The organism is Mesorhizobium sp. M0217 (assembly GCF_040321955.1).
Classification (GTDB): Bacteria; Pseudomonadota; Alphaproteobacteria; order Rhizobiales; family Rhizobiaceae; genus Mesorhizobium.
In genome coordinates this window covers 1-14316 of the sequence record NZ_JAMYSN010000020.1, presented here as the reverse complement: position 1 = coordinate 14316, position 14316 = coordinate 1, and the positions used below count along the sequence as shown (strand labels likewise).

The following is a 14316-nucleotide window of genomic DNA, read 5'->3' as shown; positions in this document are numbered from 1 at the left end:
GGCGACATGAACGACCTCGGAGTCATCGATCGCTTCATGGAGACCTTTACCCGCTACATTGACAGTGGGTTCGGTCTGCTTTCGGGCGACGTCGCCTTTCTCACCACCATTCTGATCGGCATTGACATCACGCTCGCGGGCTTGGTCTGGGCGTTCGGCGGCGAGCCCAACATTCTCGGCCGGCTTGTTCGCAAAGTGCTCTATGTCGGCGCCTTCGCCTTCGTCCTGAACAATTTCAAGAACCTCGCCGACATAATTTACCGCTCCTTTGCCGGTCTCGGCATCAACGCATCGGCCGGCAACCTGTCCGCCGACAGTCTCCTGCGGCCAGGCCGCATTGCCGCGGCCGGCTTCGAGGGCGCCTGGCCGCTCCTCAATCAAGCGAGCCAGCTAGTAGGCTTCCCCGAGATCTTCGGTAACGCGCTCACCATCTTCGTGCTGCTTCTGGCCTGGTTCCTGGTCCTCATCGCCTTCTTCATTCTTTCCATCCAGCTCTTCATCACCATCCTCGAGTTCAAGCTCACCACGCTGGCCGGCTTCGTCCTGGTGCCCTTCGCGCTCTGGAACCGTTCGGCGTTTCTGGCCGAGCGCGTGCTCGGCAATGTGATTTCGTCGGGCATCAAGGTGATGGTGCTTGCCGTCATCGTCGGCATCGGCTCCACGCTCTTTGGCGAGTTCGCTTCCGCCCTGCAGGGCCAGGAGCCGGACCTGGCGGCGGCCATGTCTCAGGTGCTGGGTGCGCTGGCGCTGCTTGGGCTCGGCATTTTCGGCCCCGGGATTGCCTCGGGTCTCGTTTCCGGCGCGCCGCAGCTTGGCGCCGGCGCGGCACTTGGAACAACGGCGGCCGCAGCTGGATCAACGCTCGTTGCCGGAGGCGCTGCGTTTGCCGGCGCGCGCATGGCAACAGGCGGCGGCCTCGCCGCAGTCCGTGCCGGCGCCGCCATGGGGTCCGCTGCCACCGTCGCCTGGCAAACGGGGCGCGCGACATCGCCCGAGTCCGGGCTGTCCGGGGTAGCTGCTGGGCTGCAGGGGGTTGCGAGTGCCGCTAGCGGCGCCGCGATGCGGGGAATGCGATCCGCAGCAGAACCATTCCGCCGTAGTGCCGACGCCGGTCGCGATGCCGGCTGGATGACCGGCGGCATGCCGACCAGCTCGATGAGCGGAAGCTCTCCAGTTGTAGCTCCCGCGGCCGCGCCTGCCTGGGCAAGGCGTCTGCGTTCCGAACAGACCGCACGCGCCCATCGCAATGCTGCCACGCAGGCGGTGCGCGATGGAGATCGGGGCGGAAGCGGCGCCAATCCCTCCCTCAATGACAAGGAAGACTAGATGCTCTTCAAGCGACCCGTTCAGCGTTATGGAAAGACGCCCGAACCCGTAACACCCTACCAGAAGGCCAGCCAACTCTGGGATGAGCGCATCGGCACGGCGCGCGTCCAGGCCAAGAACTGGCGCTTCATGGCCTTTGGCTGCCTGGCTCTGACGACGGGGCTTTCCGGTGGGCTTCTGTGGCAGTCGATGCAGGGCCGCGTCGTGCCTTATGTCGTCGAGGTCGACCGCTTTGGCGAGGCGCACGCGGTCGGGCCGGCAGTCCAAAACTACCAGCCCGACGATGCCCAGATCGCCTGGCATCTCAGCCGCTTCATCCAGAATGTTCGTTCGGTTTCCACCGATGCGGTTCTGGTGCGGCAGAATTGGCTGTCGGCCTACGACTTTGCCACCGACCGAGCGGCGCTCTTCCTCAACGAATATGCCAAGGCGAACGACCCTTTCGGCCAAATCGGCACGCGCAGCGTGTCAGTACAGGTGACCAGCGTGGTCAGGGCTTCCGACAGCTCGTTCCAGGTCAAATGGACCGAGCAGGTGTTCGAGCGCGGCAGCCTCGCCAGCACGACGCGCTGGATCGGGATCCTCACCATCCTCATCCGCCCGCCTAGGACAACCGAGCAGCTGCGCAAGAACCCGCTCGGCGTCTTCATCAACGCCATCGACTGGTCGCGCGAGCTCGACAGCGCCGCGCCAACCCCCGTTTCCCCTAAGGAGCCCGCCAATGACAAATAGAGCCCCATTGCTTCGTGCTGCCTTGATCCTGTCGGCGTCTGTTGCGGTTCTTTCGGCCTGTGCCTCGAAGCCAGTGCCGCCGCCTCAGATTTCCTATGACCACGAGGACTTCAAACCAGCCGCGATCGAGAAGGCGCCGGAGAAGCCGGTCAAGGTCGTGGAAGTGCCGAAACCGTTACCGTTGCCTGGTCAGTTGATGCCCGCACCCGGCAAGCCCGCCCCAGATAAGCGCTCGCCGGAAGAACAGGTCGCCGATGCCAACAAGGCGGCGACGCAACAACCCACCAAGTTTGGCTATGTCAATGCGGTGCAGGTTTACCCCTTTGCCGACGGCGCGCTCTACCAGCTCTACGCCGCGCCGGAGCGCGTCACCGATATCTCATTGCAGCGGGGCGAGAAGCTGACCTCGGTCTCAGCCGGCGATACGGTCCGTTGGGTGATCGGTGACACCGTTAGTGGCTCAGGCGATGACCAGCGCACTCATGTGCTGGTGAAGCCATTCGCGCCGGGGCTTGCCACCAATCTGGTCATCACGACGGACAGGCGATCCTATCACCTGCAGCTTCAAAGCACTGAGAAAACTGCCATGGCGGCGCTCTCCTGGATTTACAGCGAAGACCAACTCGTGGCGCTTCGGCGGCGCAACGCTCAGGCAGAGGCTGAAATGCCCGCGGCCTCGAACGTAGCACTCGAAAACATCCGCTTCCGCTATTCGATCACCGGCGACACGCCGCCGTGGAGACCGACGCGCGCCTTCGATGATGGCAGCAAGGTCTACATAGAGTTCCCGAAGCGCATTGATCAGGGCGAGGCGCCACCGCTCTTCATCGTCGGTGCTGACGGGGACAACCAGCTCGTCAACTATCGGATGCACGGCAACTACTACATCGTCGAGCGCCTCTTTGCCGCGGCTGAACTCCGTCTCGGCGCCAAGCAGCAGCAGGTGGTGCGCATCACCAGGACCGACGGACGGCAACTGCCGCGGCGGATATCGCTCTTTTCGCGTTTTGGCAGGTGAGGGGAGGCTCATGACCGACACGTCCCGCCCCAATGTTCCGCCCAAACTCGATCCCGAACAGCTGCAGCTGCGGGCCTCACCGCGCCGGGCCGTGCGCTTCAAGCGCGGCATAATCGTCGCGATCGCAGCTGTTGGCTCCGCCACCATCTTTGGCGTCACGATGATGGCGCTGCAGGGGCCGGCACTGCGCCTGAAGCAGCAGGCTGAAGAGCTTTACAGCACCGACCGCAACCCGACCGCCGAGGGACTTGAATCGCTGCCCAAGGACTATTCCGGGAGCAAGCCGAAGGCTCCGGTGCTTGGACCGCCGCTGCCCGGGGATCTCGGCCGTCCTATTCTCGAGCACCAGCGCCAGCTTGGCATCGCACCTGGGCAAGACGTTTCCGCCGAGGCGCAGCGGCTTGCACAACAAGCGATTGAGGCGCGCGAGTCGCAAGTCCTCTTCCGCATCGAAAACCGGCCCCAGCAGACGGAAGCTTTTGGCAATGGGCAGGGCGGACGTTCGCCTTTCGAGACGGCGTCTCCGCAGCCAGATACCGAAGGCCAGCGAGCTTCCGTCGCGCCGGCCGAGGGCGACCAGAACAATCAACAGCGCAAGCTCGATTTCATCGATCAACGGAACACCGGCGGGATCTACAACCCGCATGCACTGCAGACGCCGGCTTCGCCCTATCAGATCATGGCCGGTAGCGTGATCGCTGCAAGCCTGATCACCGGCATCAATTCCGATCTGCCCGGCCTTGTCGTCGCCCAGATCACCGAGAATGTGCACGACAGCGTCACCGGCAGCATCCTGCTCATCCCGCAGGGCTCACGGCTGATCGGCACCTACGACAGCGTTGTAGCCTTTGGGCAAAGGCGCGCTCTGTTGGTGTGGCAACGCATCGTGATGCCGGACGGCTCCTCTACCGAAATCGACAATCTGCCCGTGACCGACGCGGCCGGCTATGCCGGGCTCGAGGACAAGGTGGATTTCCATACTTGGCAGTTGATCAAGGGCGTCGCGGTAGCCACATTGCTGGGGGTTGGTACCGAGTTGAGCTTTGGGGAAAATGAAAGCGACTTGGTCAAGGCAATTCGTGAATCCACCCAGCAGAACGTCAGTCAAGCGGGCCAACGGATCACTGAAAAGAACCTGAACGTCCAACCCACGATCACCGTGCGCCCTGGTTGGCCGTTGCGCGTCATCGTGCACAAGGACCTCGTGTTGCGGCCATACACGGGGTGAACAGGAGGACTTCATGGCTAACCTGAAACTCGGAAAACTTCCGGACCGGACACCTTCGAAGATCACCATCACCGTTGGCGCCGATTTGAGCCAAGCACTCAACGACTATGCCGCACTTTACCGTGAGACCTATGGCGAGTCCGAAACGGTGGCGGAACTGATCCCCTTTATGCTGGTCGGGTTCCTGGAAGGCGACCGGGCGTTTGCCAAGGCCAGAAAGGAAGGTCTGCCGGGCGCCGGCGCGTCGGAGAAACCACGAAGGCAATCATCTTCCACACTGGACAACGGTTAGCGCTTGGTGTCGTTTTGGAGCACGCTAGGTTCTTGATCCTGACCGCGTTGCCGCCGGTCCCAGCGAGCGTTTCGCACAATTTGAGTCAGGCTTTCGCTTTACGCTTTAGGAAGGTTTCTTGGCCGGAGCAGCCTTCCTTCCCAAACCTAACGATTTTGCCAGCGCTGATCGGGCGGCCGAATAGTTCGGAGCGACCATGGGATAGACCTTCGCCAGGCACCTTATCTCGGTGTCCACGAAACCGGCAGCAGGCCAGTTCAACCATTGCGCATGGAGAGGGGGTCGTGATTTTCCCCTGGGTCGGAACCAGGAAGCTGCAGACCCTAACCCTGGCATTGCTGGCCCGCGAGTTCAAAGCATCGCATTGCGGGCATGCCATTGAGCTTCAGGAATGCGAGGCAGCGAAGGTTATGGAAGCACTGCAGGATATAGCTGGCTCGCCGGCACCAGACGGGCAAGAACTTGCTGCACGACTAGCACAGCCCGCATTGGCCAAGTTCGACACGTTCCTGAGCGATCACTTGATGACATTGGTCACAATGGTGGAAAGAATCAGCGCCAAGGACTTGCCCCTTGATCGCGGCCAACGCGCTGGGAAATCATACGACGCATGAAGTCGCATGACCGCGGGGACCGGTTGCCCGCACTCGCCTCTGGCAGCCTTTCGCACATGTCCGAGCCTGTTATAACGGGCACGTCGACTCGCACCTGCGCTCACCAGACTTGATCAAATGAAAACCAGCATCGATCATTTGCCGGAGCACAAGCAGGAGCAACTGGCCGTTTGGTCGAAAGGAGGTTCTCGTCTGGTCGTCCGAGCGCATGGTCCATCCGCTCTCGCCAGTCAGCGGCTCGACACCAGGCGCGAACCCGTTCGCGCCCATTCCGTTGTAATTTCTAGTTCTTAGGCTTATCCGGTTTCGCCTTGGTGATGATCGCTTTGGCGCGCTCGACAAGCTGCCCCAGCTTTTCGATGGTCGGAGGAGCTTCTGTGCCGGCCTCCGTATGGCTATGGCCTTCCATCATGGCCGAACACATCTCGAATACTTCGAAGATTTCTTCGATCAGGATCTGATCCCACATGACGCGACGAAGTGCTATCACCATGATGCGGTCGTCCCAACGTCTCACAACTTGCTTGAGCAACAGGTGCGGCACCACTTCCTCGATTGTGCGCCGTAGCTGCCCGGCGCCCTTGCGCACCAGATCTACCCGAGCCGAGCCGAGGAGCTGTTGCGCTTGGGCCAACGTTTCTTCCGCCAGCTTGGTTTTGAGATACTGGGGCGTGGAAATTGGGGCGTCGTTAAGGCTGACGAATCCAGGTTTATCGTTGGCGCCTCTTTGAACCCAGTGCATCATTGGTTCGATCTGGGCTCTTTCCGCTGCGCCGCAAACCTTGGTGAAAAATAAGAGATCGTGTGTGAATATTATGACCTGCCGGCTCTTTGCCTCCTCAACCAGCCGGCCAGCGATACGTTTCTTGCGCTGATGGTCCTGGGAATTTACCGGATCATCAAAAATTAGCCCGGCATTGAGCTCATTGAGAGCGGCCTCAGTCAGAAAGTCCGCCAAGGCAACGGCCCTTTGCTCACCCTCACTCAGGATTTGATCCAAAGCGAATTCCTTGATGGCAAGCGAGCGGATCGTTTGCCCCTTTTGGCCCTTGGTGCGAAACTCAACCGGGATGGCACATTCGAGTCCGGAGCACTCTTGTCCGAGTCGCGATCTGTAGGTTTCTGCAATGACCCTTGAAAACAGTTCCCCCTCTTTGTCGGTGAGGCGGCGGGGGCTCAAAGCCGGCTTGGCCTTAGATTCAGCGACCTCACACCCTATTTTTCGATGTCATCGAGATTCTTGCTTAGAACTTCGCGATGACGAAGCTCCACCCTCTCTGCGTCGAGCTTGGCGATGGCATCCGCGACACTGAGAAGCTTCAAATCTGCTATATCCGCGTCAATCTTTGTAATCACAGCCTCAAATGCTGGCGTCAAATCCATGGTGCCGTCGCCTGGAAATGTCTCTCCTGCCTTTTGCAAGGCTACAACGATGGCATCCCGGTCAAGCTTGAGGATGGCAAGGAGCTGAAGAATCTGCTCATCGAGCGAGGGATGCGCAGCCTTGAGATATGTTCGCGCAACCGTGTCTTCGCCGAAAACATCGAGGGTTAGGCTCTCGAAACCTTTGATCTTGGCCTTGATCTGGGTGTCCAAGGCCATCAGCGCCGTTCGGTCCGTACTGGTGAGGAATTCCCAATATCGCCCGAAGAGTTCAACGGCCTGGTCGCCTAACGGCTGCTGGCAAAGCAAACAACTGTCACCGTCGTTTGGATAATGATCGTGTTCAACGGCAGCCGACTTGTAAGCGGCTGTAATGAGTTTTTCCCATTCCGGCCCACCGGCACCCTTCAGCTTTTCCGACTTGAACGATGCCGTACCGGTTGCCGCTACTTTCTTGGCAGTGTCGTTGAATTCCCTAAGTAGGCTTTTTGCCCCATCCCGCTCAGTCTGCGAAAGACCTGCGCGTACCTGCCTTAACGTGTCACGCAGAACCTCGACCGGCATACGCGCTTCCGTGAGCCGTCGAATGCTCTCCTCCGGCGAGGTGGACTGCAATTCCAACGTCAAACGCTGGATTTCCTCAAGTCGGGCATCTTCGTCCTTGCCGTACTCGGCTAGCTTCCGTAGAGCCACCAGGTCGGTCTTTGGCCCCAGTGCAGCAACCGCCGCCGAAGCGGCCGTTACGTTTCCGATGAAAGCATTTACGAAGCGATTTTGCTTTGGTCGCACATCGATGGCGGCGGCCAGCTTCTGAGCCAACAGACCATACACCCTCGCCATCTCGGGAAATACGTCAAAACCTGCCGGCTTGAAGCCAAGAGGTCCTGAGTCCGACAAATGCTTTCCCGCCACCGAACTGTCGAAAACTGCAAAAGACCTCTTCAGCTCGGCATGCTCCGTCGTTCCATCGAAGACGAGTGGGATTTCGTTGCCAGCGTGATCGACCAAGACAATGGTGGCCGAGGCTTTTCTTGGAGCGGTGTCGTCATAAATGTCGGGAATGATCGCGTGCCGAGTTCTGCTGAAACACACATTCGTCAGGATGCGCGCAAAGCCGCTTTTTCCAGCACCATTTCCACCATAGATGAGCGTCAGTTGGGGCGAAAAAGCCAGCTCGGCAGATGGGGTCAGCGCATTTACGCCGCTGACGTCATGAATTCGCAAGAGCCGGGGTTTTTGGGAGGCGAGCCCGCTCGCTTTGCCGGTTATTGTTGCCGGAATCTCGAGCTTTGGACTTGGTTCGTCCGCCAGTCCGAATCCATGCAGGAAGACACTATAGACCTGCCCGATCTGCTCAGCAGTAAGAACGCCATAGCGCACCGCCCAAGCAAGTGTCAGCTTTTGCCAGGGCGAGAAATCCTTCGCCCAAATCTCCAGCTCATCCCAAACCGTCACCTGAGAGGGCGGGGCCGCCTGCACGTCCTGAACTGTCAATTTGTCTCCCCCGATCAGCCGTCACTCCGATAAGTAATCGGGCATAAAGTCAATATCCAACCGGATCAGGCGCTACTATTTCTTGTATCCAACACTTGAACGTCCAGTACATGCCGACTGTGGTTTTTGTGACGCATGAACCTAAGCCTCAGGTTTCTCCCCTTGGCACATCGTGCTCGAACTGGCGTCGCTCGCAGGCATGCAAGAACGGCTTCGGTCGAGCGGTCGAAAGCATGACTGACCATCAACGAAAGCCGAGCGGCGTGAACCCACGCTCGGCAATGATGTGGTGGAGCAGGCAACGATACCGTCACCCGTTGTGGCCGGACGCCAAGCTCGGCCAGTTTCAACTCCATCCAGCGCGATAGAAAGCCAATACAGCGTACCTTGAAATTCTTCTATCGGACCACGATCGAACATCGGTATGTTTCTGATCGGAGACCGCGCAATGGCATTTCGATTCGTACACACGGCCGACATTCATCTCGACTCGCCGCTGCGTTCGCTGGCGATGCGAAACACCGACCTTGCCGAACTCGTCGGAGACGCCAGCCGTCAGGCGTTTGTCTCGATCGTGGATCTCTGCCTTGCGGAATTTGTCGATACCCTGGTCATTGCCGGCGATCTCTATGACGGCGATCAGACCTCGATGAAAACGGCGCGGTTCCTAGCGTCACAGATGACACGACTTCACCAGGCCGGCATCAAGGTTTTCAAGATCCGTGGCAATCATGACGCCATGTCGCGGATATCGAAGCAGTTGGTGTTCCCGGACACGGTCACGATCTTCGGCGGCCGTCCCCAGTCAGTGCTGCAGACAGCCGGCGGGCTCGACATTGCGTCCATGGCTTGAGCTTTGCCAGCCCCAAGGCGCCGGACAGTCTGCTTCCCAAGTATTCAGCTCCGCGTGAAGGTACGGTCAATGTCGGCATCATGCATACGAGCCTGGCCGGATCGCCGGGCCACGACGTCTACGCTCCCTGCAGCGTCGCTGACCTTCATGGCCATGGCTTCGACTACTGGGCGCTTGGGCACATCCATGTCCGCCAAGTCCACGCCGGGGCGAGCACCGTGGTGATGCCAGGAATTCCACAGGGCAGGGACATCAACGAGGCCGGCGAGAAATCCGTCACCCTGGTGACGATACGAGACGATCGCACCGTCGAGATCGAGGAAAGGCTGACCAGTATCGCGCAGTTCGAGCGGTTGAGCGTCGACCTGACCGGAACGGTGGAATGGTCCGAAGTCGTCGGGCGGCTGCGCTCCGCGCTCGAAGATGTGCGTGCCTCCGTCAGATCCCGTCATCTTGTGGTCCGTCTCGGTTTGACCGGGGCGTCACCCTTATCCTGGGCGCTGATACGTGACCGCGACCTGCTGCTCGCAGAAGCCGAGCAGGTCGCGGAACACACGGGGGACACCTGGGTGGAGAAGCTCGAGCTCAATGTCTCTCCATCCGCGGGCGAAACATCGGAGGGCGTCGCTGATCCGATTTTCGAACTCGCTCAATCCATGCGCGCCGATGCCAGCTCAGAAGCTTTCCGTGCCGAGGCGAGGGCGTTGGTCCAGAAGGTGATCGCGGATCTTCCGCCCGACGGGCGAGATTTCGCCGGAAAGGATGAGGCTGGGCTGGAGTTGTTCCTCGATAGGATGCTTGCCAACGGCGCCGACCTGGTCACCGCCCGCCTCAAGGCCGGTGGATCACAATGAGGCTCCGGCGACTTGATCTCATCCGTTACGGCAAGTTCACCGACAGGACGATCGACTTCGGGCAAAAACCGGAATCCGGACCCGACCTGCATATTGTCTTCGGCCTGAACGAGGCCGGCAAATCGACGGCGCTTTCCGGGTATCTCGACCTGCTGTTCGGAATCGAGGAACGCAGCCGCTACAATTTCCTGCACGAGTACAGCGCAATGCGCATCGGCGGTGTGGTCGAACTCGGCGGCGCGGAGCACTCGTTCACACGCACGAAACAGCGCACCAACTCATTGCTGAACGAGACGGGCCAACCGGTCAGCGAAATGGCGATATCAGCACATCTCGCGGGGCTGTCTCGCGACGCATACGAGACCATGTTCTCGCTGGACGACGAAACGCTGGAAGCAGGTGGAAAATCAATCCTGGAATCCCGCGGCGACCTGGGCAAGCTGCTGTTTACGGCCAGCGCCGGCCTCGGGCACGCAAGTGATACATTGAGCGTACTCGAGGCCGAAGCGGACAGGCTCTATCGCAAGCAGGCACACGGGACCGAGCTTGCGCTGCTCAAGAAGCGGCTTGCGGAACTGAAGGCCGGTAAGGACGCGATCGACACCTTGGCGTCGACTTATGAGAGCCTTGAAGCCGAGCGTCTCGACGCGACAGAAAAATACGACCGCAGCATCGCCGAACGGTCGGTGCTGTCGGCTCGGCTCGATACCATCGCGAAGTATCTACGCGCGATCCCGATCCTTGCCGATATCCGACGTAAGGAAGCCCAACTGGCTGACTTGCCTGAGATCGCTTCACCGTCACGAACCTGGACGGGCAGCGTCGCCGACATGATCGAGACCGACGCCAGTCTGAGAACACGGCTATCTGCGAGTGTGGACGAGCTCGAGCGGGTGACGACCAAAATCGCCTCGGTCGATGTGGACGCGGTGATCCTGGCGATTTCCGAACGGGTTCGCGGTCTGGCCGACCGCAAGGTGCGCTACGTCTCGGCCGGTCTGGACCTGCCAAGTCGCAGGACCGAGCTGCAGATCCTCAACAATGCCGTGACGAGCTGCCTTGCTACCCTCGGACGATCCTGCGAGCCAGAACCTGCCAGACTGCTCTTGCCTGCTGCAACCATCGGGGCTGTCCGCACCATGGTCGAGCAGCGATCCGGGATCGTTACTAGCGTGCGCGTCGCGCGCGACGAGGCTGCGGCAGCCGCTGATGCGCTTCAGGCGGCACGCGAGCGGGTTGGCGAAGAACGGGCCGTGCCCGAGCCTGCCAGGGCAAGACTGGCCTCGGCTGTGTCAACGGCAAGGGCGAGTGGGCACTTGAGGGAAATCAAGGCGGCACGCGAGGCCGTGGATGCCGGCGCAATCCGATGGGAGGCCGCGATCGCGCGCTTGCATCCCTGGTCGGGAGATGCTCAGGCATTGGCCAGGGTCGCCATTCCGAATGCTGGACAGCTTGGCGCATGGAAGGCGCTTGCAGCAGAGCTCGGAAAGAGCAGGGGCGTCGTTTCCGAACGTCTTGCCGAGCACCAGGACAATCACGACTTGCTTTCGGTGCGGCTGGATGCCCTTCGCTCCTCGGTCGATGTCAGCGACGATGAATCCGCCGCCGTCATTCGTCGCGCCCGGGAAGAGGCCTGGGCACGGCATCGCGATGACCTCACTGGGGACACGGCGGACGAGTTCGCGGCAGCACTGGCTCGAGATGACAGTGTCGGAGCAGGCCGTCTGGCCAACGCACGGGAGCTCGTTGAGATTCGCACGGCAAGCCGCAGCCTCGCTGAAACCGCTGCCACCATCGCGCATGCGCGCGACCAACTTGAACGCAACGGCTCAGATCGGAACGCGGTGCTCTTGGAAATGCGCACAGCCGCAAGAGACCTGCTTGGAGTAATCCCGGAAACATCCCCCGAACGGCTGATCGAACTGATCGAGGATCGGATTGCTGCTCGCCTCGATGCGCTCGCGGCCTGGGAGGAGATCGAGCTTTCGCGCAAGAAGGCCGAGCGGGCAGTTGATGAGGAAGGGCGAATACGGCTGGAGTTGAGCGGTGCGCTGGCGAGCGTCGGCGTCGGTTCGAATCCTGGTGACAGCCTTGAGACGGTCATGGCCGTGGCAGAATTGTTCCTTGACAGGCAATTCAAGGTGGACGCCGAGCATACCGAGACGCTCAAAACGGTTAGCACACGGCACGAGGATCTGGCCGCCAGGCGGCGAGCCGTCGACGTTTCAGAGCGACGTGAGGACGAATGGCTGGCCGGCGTTGCCGAAGCGCTCAAGGGCACCTGGCTCGAGAGCGGCATATCGGCGGCCGGCGTCGGCAGCGTCCTCGATCAATTGGCTGAACTGTCCAAGAGTCTTCAAGACCGGCACGCCATGCAGCTCCGCATCGAGAAGATGGAGGCGGACAGAGAAAATTTCCTGGTCGAGGTCAATGCCGTTGCAGCCGAGGCGGGCGACGTGGTGGACAACGAAGAACCGGAACAGCTAGCGATCCGGCTTGCCGAGCGCCTGGAGCGTGCCGATCGTACGCGCGAGGCGAAGGCAAATCTCGTCAACGACCTGCAGCGCCTGCAGGAAGCGCGTGAGATCCTCGATGGGGAGATTTCGGCACATGAGCGCCGCAAGAGCGAGGTTCTGAGCGTCTTTGGCGTGGCCACGCTGGCGGACGTCGTGCAACGCGACGAAGTCCTGCGCAACAGGGATCGCGTGCGCACAGCCGTCGCCGAACTTGAGGAGCAGGTATCGTCCGAACTCGCGGTGGAAGGGTTCGAGCAGGCGCGTTCGATATTGGATGCTGTCGATCTCGACAGTCTCGCAATCGAGAAGGCTGAGGCCGAGCAACGGCTTCGGGATCTTGACGAAGCGATACAGCAACAACTCATTCGGCAGACGCGAGCGGCCGACAAGCTGGATGATATCGGCGGCGACAGCGCTGTTGCCCGCATAGATGCCGAACGACGCACCGTCCTTCTGGAGATCCAAGAAAAGGCCATCCGCTACATCGAGCTGAAATTGGGCGTCATGGCCGCCGGGAACGCTTTGCGCGTCTATCGGGAGCGCCATCGATCCGGAATGATGGCGCGGGCATCCGACGCTTTCGCGCTTATGACGCGCGGCCAGTACTCAGGCCTGACAACCCAACCGGTCAAGGGTGGCGAAGTGCTCATCGCATTACAGCGCGACGGGCAGTCCAAGGTCGCGGACGCGCTGTCGAAGGGCGCGCGTTTTCAGCTTTATCTGGCCCTGCGGCTTGCAGGCTATTACGAGTTCGCTCAGTTTCGGCCCTCCGTGCCCTTCATTGCCGACGACATCATGGAAACCTTCGACCATTTCCGGTCAGAGGAGGTTTTCCGGTTGTTTGGAGAGATGGCGAGTGCCGGTCAGGTAATCTACCTCACGCATCATCAGCACCTGTGCGAGATCGCCAAGACTGTTGTGCCTGGCGTAGCGATTCATAATCTCGGATGAGATTGGACTTTATTTGATGCGTTGCTGACATACCGTGCCGTTCGATGTTTTACCTTAGCTAGTCTAATCGACATTCCAAGCGCCGGCCTTCGCGTCCGCTTCGCGCCCAATGCACGAACCCGCTGCGCGGGAGGGCCGCCTCCTTCTGAGATGGCCGCTACAAGGACTACCGGTCGCGACGGCGTCGACCGGCAGCAGGTTATGACGCTTGCGACGGACGAGTTCATCCGCCGCTTCCTGCTCCATGTCCTGCCGCGTGGGTTCCACCGCATCCGTCACTACGGCCTGCTCGCCGGCTCCGCCCGCAAGGATAGCCTCGCCCGCGCCGCGAACTCCTGGACGTCGCCGCGCCGCCTGACCTTGGCGATTCCGACGAACCGGACGACTTCCGTCCGTCATGCCCGTGCTGCGGCGGACGCATGATCGTCGTCGAGGTGTTCGAACGCTGGAGACAGCCACGCGGTCCGCCGGACGCAACCGCGACGAACCGGGAGACCGCTCCATGACCCGCATGGCATGGTCCAGACTTCAGTCGCAGGCCCTCAGCCTCCGGCAACGGATCGACGCGGGTGATTATCGACTCCGACAGAGCCGCGCCCAGCCGCCCACCGTCCCGACAATACCGCGCGGAGGCGCAACGAAGCGGCTGTCCGCATTCACCCCAGAGCTTCCCGACGGCGGTCGCGCCATCGCCGACATCAGCTGCAAATCGAAATCCCCATAGACGTCGACTGTGGCGCGCGGGTTCCTGCATGAGAGGCTTTCGTACGCCCGACGGCACCCGAAACCCTTCCCATTATCGGTCGTTCGGGTCAGCATGGCGGTCTCCCGAAAGCAGTCATTGGTTCGAAGCCGTCAGCGGTGGTCGTCATTGGGTGGCTTCAGGTAGTTTTCTGTATCAAGTGCCGGTGTACTCCCCAATATTCAAGGCAAGCAGTTCAAACGTTGCGCTACCTCACCCTAGGTGTTTAGTCCCAAGGTTTGATGGGTTGGATCGAGCCTGAATCGTTCGGGCTCTTTTGTCCAGATTTTGCAGATGTATTCAAAGGGCGTGA

The 14316-nt window shown here is 60.6% G+C and carries 9 protein-coding genes and 3 pseudogenes; 9 read left to right on the top strand and 3 right to left on the bottom strand.

The window, feature by feature from the left end; all coding sequences use genetic code 11:
- Nucleotides 1-6: 6 nt before the first annotated feature.
- The 5 genes from trbL to NKJ18_RS24880 are packed head-to-tail and all read left to right on the top strand — an operon-like array spanning nt 7 to nt 4596.
- Nucleotides 7-1326, top strand: a complete 1320-nt coding sequence (gene trbL / locus NKJ18_RS24900; RefSeq protein WP_023689359.1) for a P-type conjugative transfer protein TrbL — start codon at nt 7-9, stop codon at nt 1324-1326.
- Nucleotides 1327-2058 carry a conjugal transfer protein TrbF gene (gene trbF / locus NKJ18_RS24895; protein WP_023685994.1) on the top strand — a complete coding sequence of 244 codons (732 nt, stop codon included), beginning with the start codon at nt 1327-1329 and terminating at the stop codon, nt 2056-2058.
- Complete coding sequence (gene trbG / locus NKJ18_RS24890; RefSeq protein ID WP_031245469.1) at nt 2048-3076, top strand: P-type conjugative transfer protein TrbG; 1029 nt, start codon at nt 2048-2050, stop codon at nt 3074-3076. Before trbF ends, trbG begins: the two co-directional genes overlap by 11 nt.
- 10 nt (nt 3077-3086) lie before the next feature.
- Nucleotides 3087-4304, top strand: coding sequence for a TraB/TrbI/VirB10 family type IV secretion system protein (locus tag NKJ18_RS24885; RefSeq protein ID WP_023729046.1), 1218 nt, complete (start codon nt 3087-3089; stop codon nt 4302-4304).
- Nucleotides 4305-4317: 13 nt separating this feature from the next.
- Nucleotides 4318-4596 (top strand): DUF2274 domain-containing protein, encoded by a 279-nt coding sequence (locus tag NKJ18_RS24880; protein ID WP_023689356.1) that lies wholly within the window; start codon nt 4318-4320, stop codon nt 4594-4596.
- A gap of 105 nt (nt 4597-4701) precedes the next feature.
- Here the strand turns inward: NKJ18_RS24880 and NKJ18_RS24875 are convergent.
- Nucleotides 4702-4800, bottom strand: a pseudogene (locus NKJ18_RS24875) (MucR family transcriptional regulator); the annotation flags it as partial.
- An 80-nt stretch (nt 4801-4880) separates the two neighbouring features.
- Here NKJ18_RS24875 and NKJ18_RS24870 point away from each other — a divergent pair.
- Nucleotides 4881-5210 carry a hypothetical protein gene (locus tag NKJ18_RS24870; protein WP_023750607.1) on the top strand — a complete coding sequence of 110 codons (330 nt, stop codon included), beginning with the start codon at nt 4881-4883 and terminating at the stop codon, nt 5208-5210.
- A 283-nt stretch (nt 5211-5493) separates the two neighbouring features.
- Here NKJ18_RS24870 and NKJ18_RS24865 read toward each other — a convergent pair whose 3' ends face one another.
- Both NKJ18_RS24865 and NKJ18_RS24860 read right to left on the bottom strand, forming a co-directional pair.
- Nucleotides 5494-6390, bottom strand: a complete 897-nt coding sequence (locus NKJ18_RS24865; protein ID WP_023750609.1) for a hypothetical protein — start codon at nt 6388-6390, stop codon at nt 5494-5496.
- A 35-nt stretch (nt 6391-6425) separates the two neighbouring features.
- On the bottom strand, nt 6426-8087 hold the full coding sequence (locus NKJ18_RS24860; RefSeq protein ID WP_031245470.1) for an AAA family ATPase: 1662 nt from the start codon (nt 8085-8087) through the stop codon (nt 6426-6428).
- A 448-nt stretch (nt 8088-8535) separates the two neighbouring features.
- On the opposite strand from NKJ18_RS24860, the pseudogene NKJ18_RS24855 reads away from it, so the two are divergent.
- From NKJ18_RS24855 to NKJ18_RS24845, 3 genes and pseudogenes are all read left to right on the top strand, one after another.
- Nucleotides 8536-9794: pseudogene (locus NKJ18_RS24855) on the top strand (metallophosphoesterase family protein).
- Nucleotides 9791-13261 carry an ATP-binding protein gene (locus tag NKJ18_RS24850; RefSeq protein WP_352760110.1) on the top strand — a complete coding sequence of 1157 codons (3471 nt, stop codon included), beginning with the start codon at nt 9791-9793 and terminating at the stop codon, nt 13259-13261. The pseudogene NKJ18_RS24855 and the gene NKJ18_RS24850 overlap by 4 nt, the downstream one beginning before the upstream one ends.
- 155 nt (nt 13262-13416) lie before the next feature.
- Nucleotides 13417-13767: pseudogene (locus NKJ18_RS24845) on the top strand (transposase); the annotation flags it as partial.
- Nucleotides 13768-14316: the final 549 nt, after the last annotated feature.

What these genes read in the sequence shown, in the direction of transcription:
- trbL (WP_023689359.1), top strand. Translation starts at nt 7, where the DNA reads ATGAACGACCTCGGAGTCATCGATCGCTTCATGGAGACCTTTACCCGC.
- trbF (WP_023685994.1), top strand. Translation starts at nt 1,327, where the DNA reads ATGCTCTTCAAGCGACCCGTTCAGCGTTATGGAAAGACGCCCGAACCC.
- trbG (WP_031245469.1), top strand. Translation starts at nt 2,048, where the DNA reads ATGACAAATAGAGCCCCATTGCTTCGTGCTGCCTTGATCCTGTCGGCG.
- NKJ18_RS24885 (WP_023729046.1), top strand. Translation starts at nt 3,087, where the DNA reads ATGACCGACACGTCCCGCCCCAATGTTCCGCCCAAACTCGATCCCGAA.
- NKJ18_RS24880 (WP_023689356.1), top strand. Translation starts at nt 4,318, where the DNA reads ATGGCTAACCTGAAACTCGGAAAACTTCCGGACCGGACACCTTCGAAG.
- NKJ18_RS24850 (WP_352760110.1), top strand. Translation starts at nt 9,791, where the DNA reads ATGAGGCTCCGGCGACTTGATCTCATCCGTTACGGCAAGTTCACCGAC.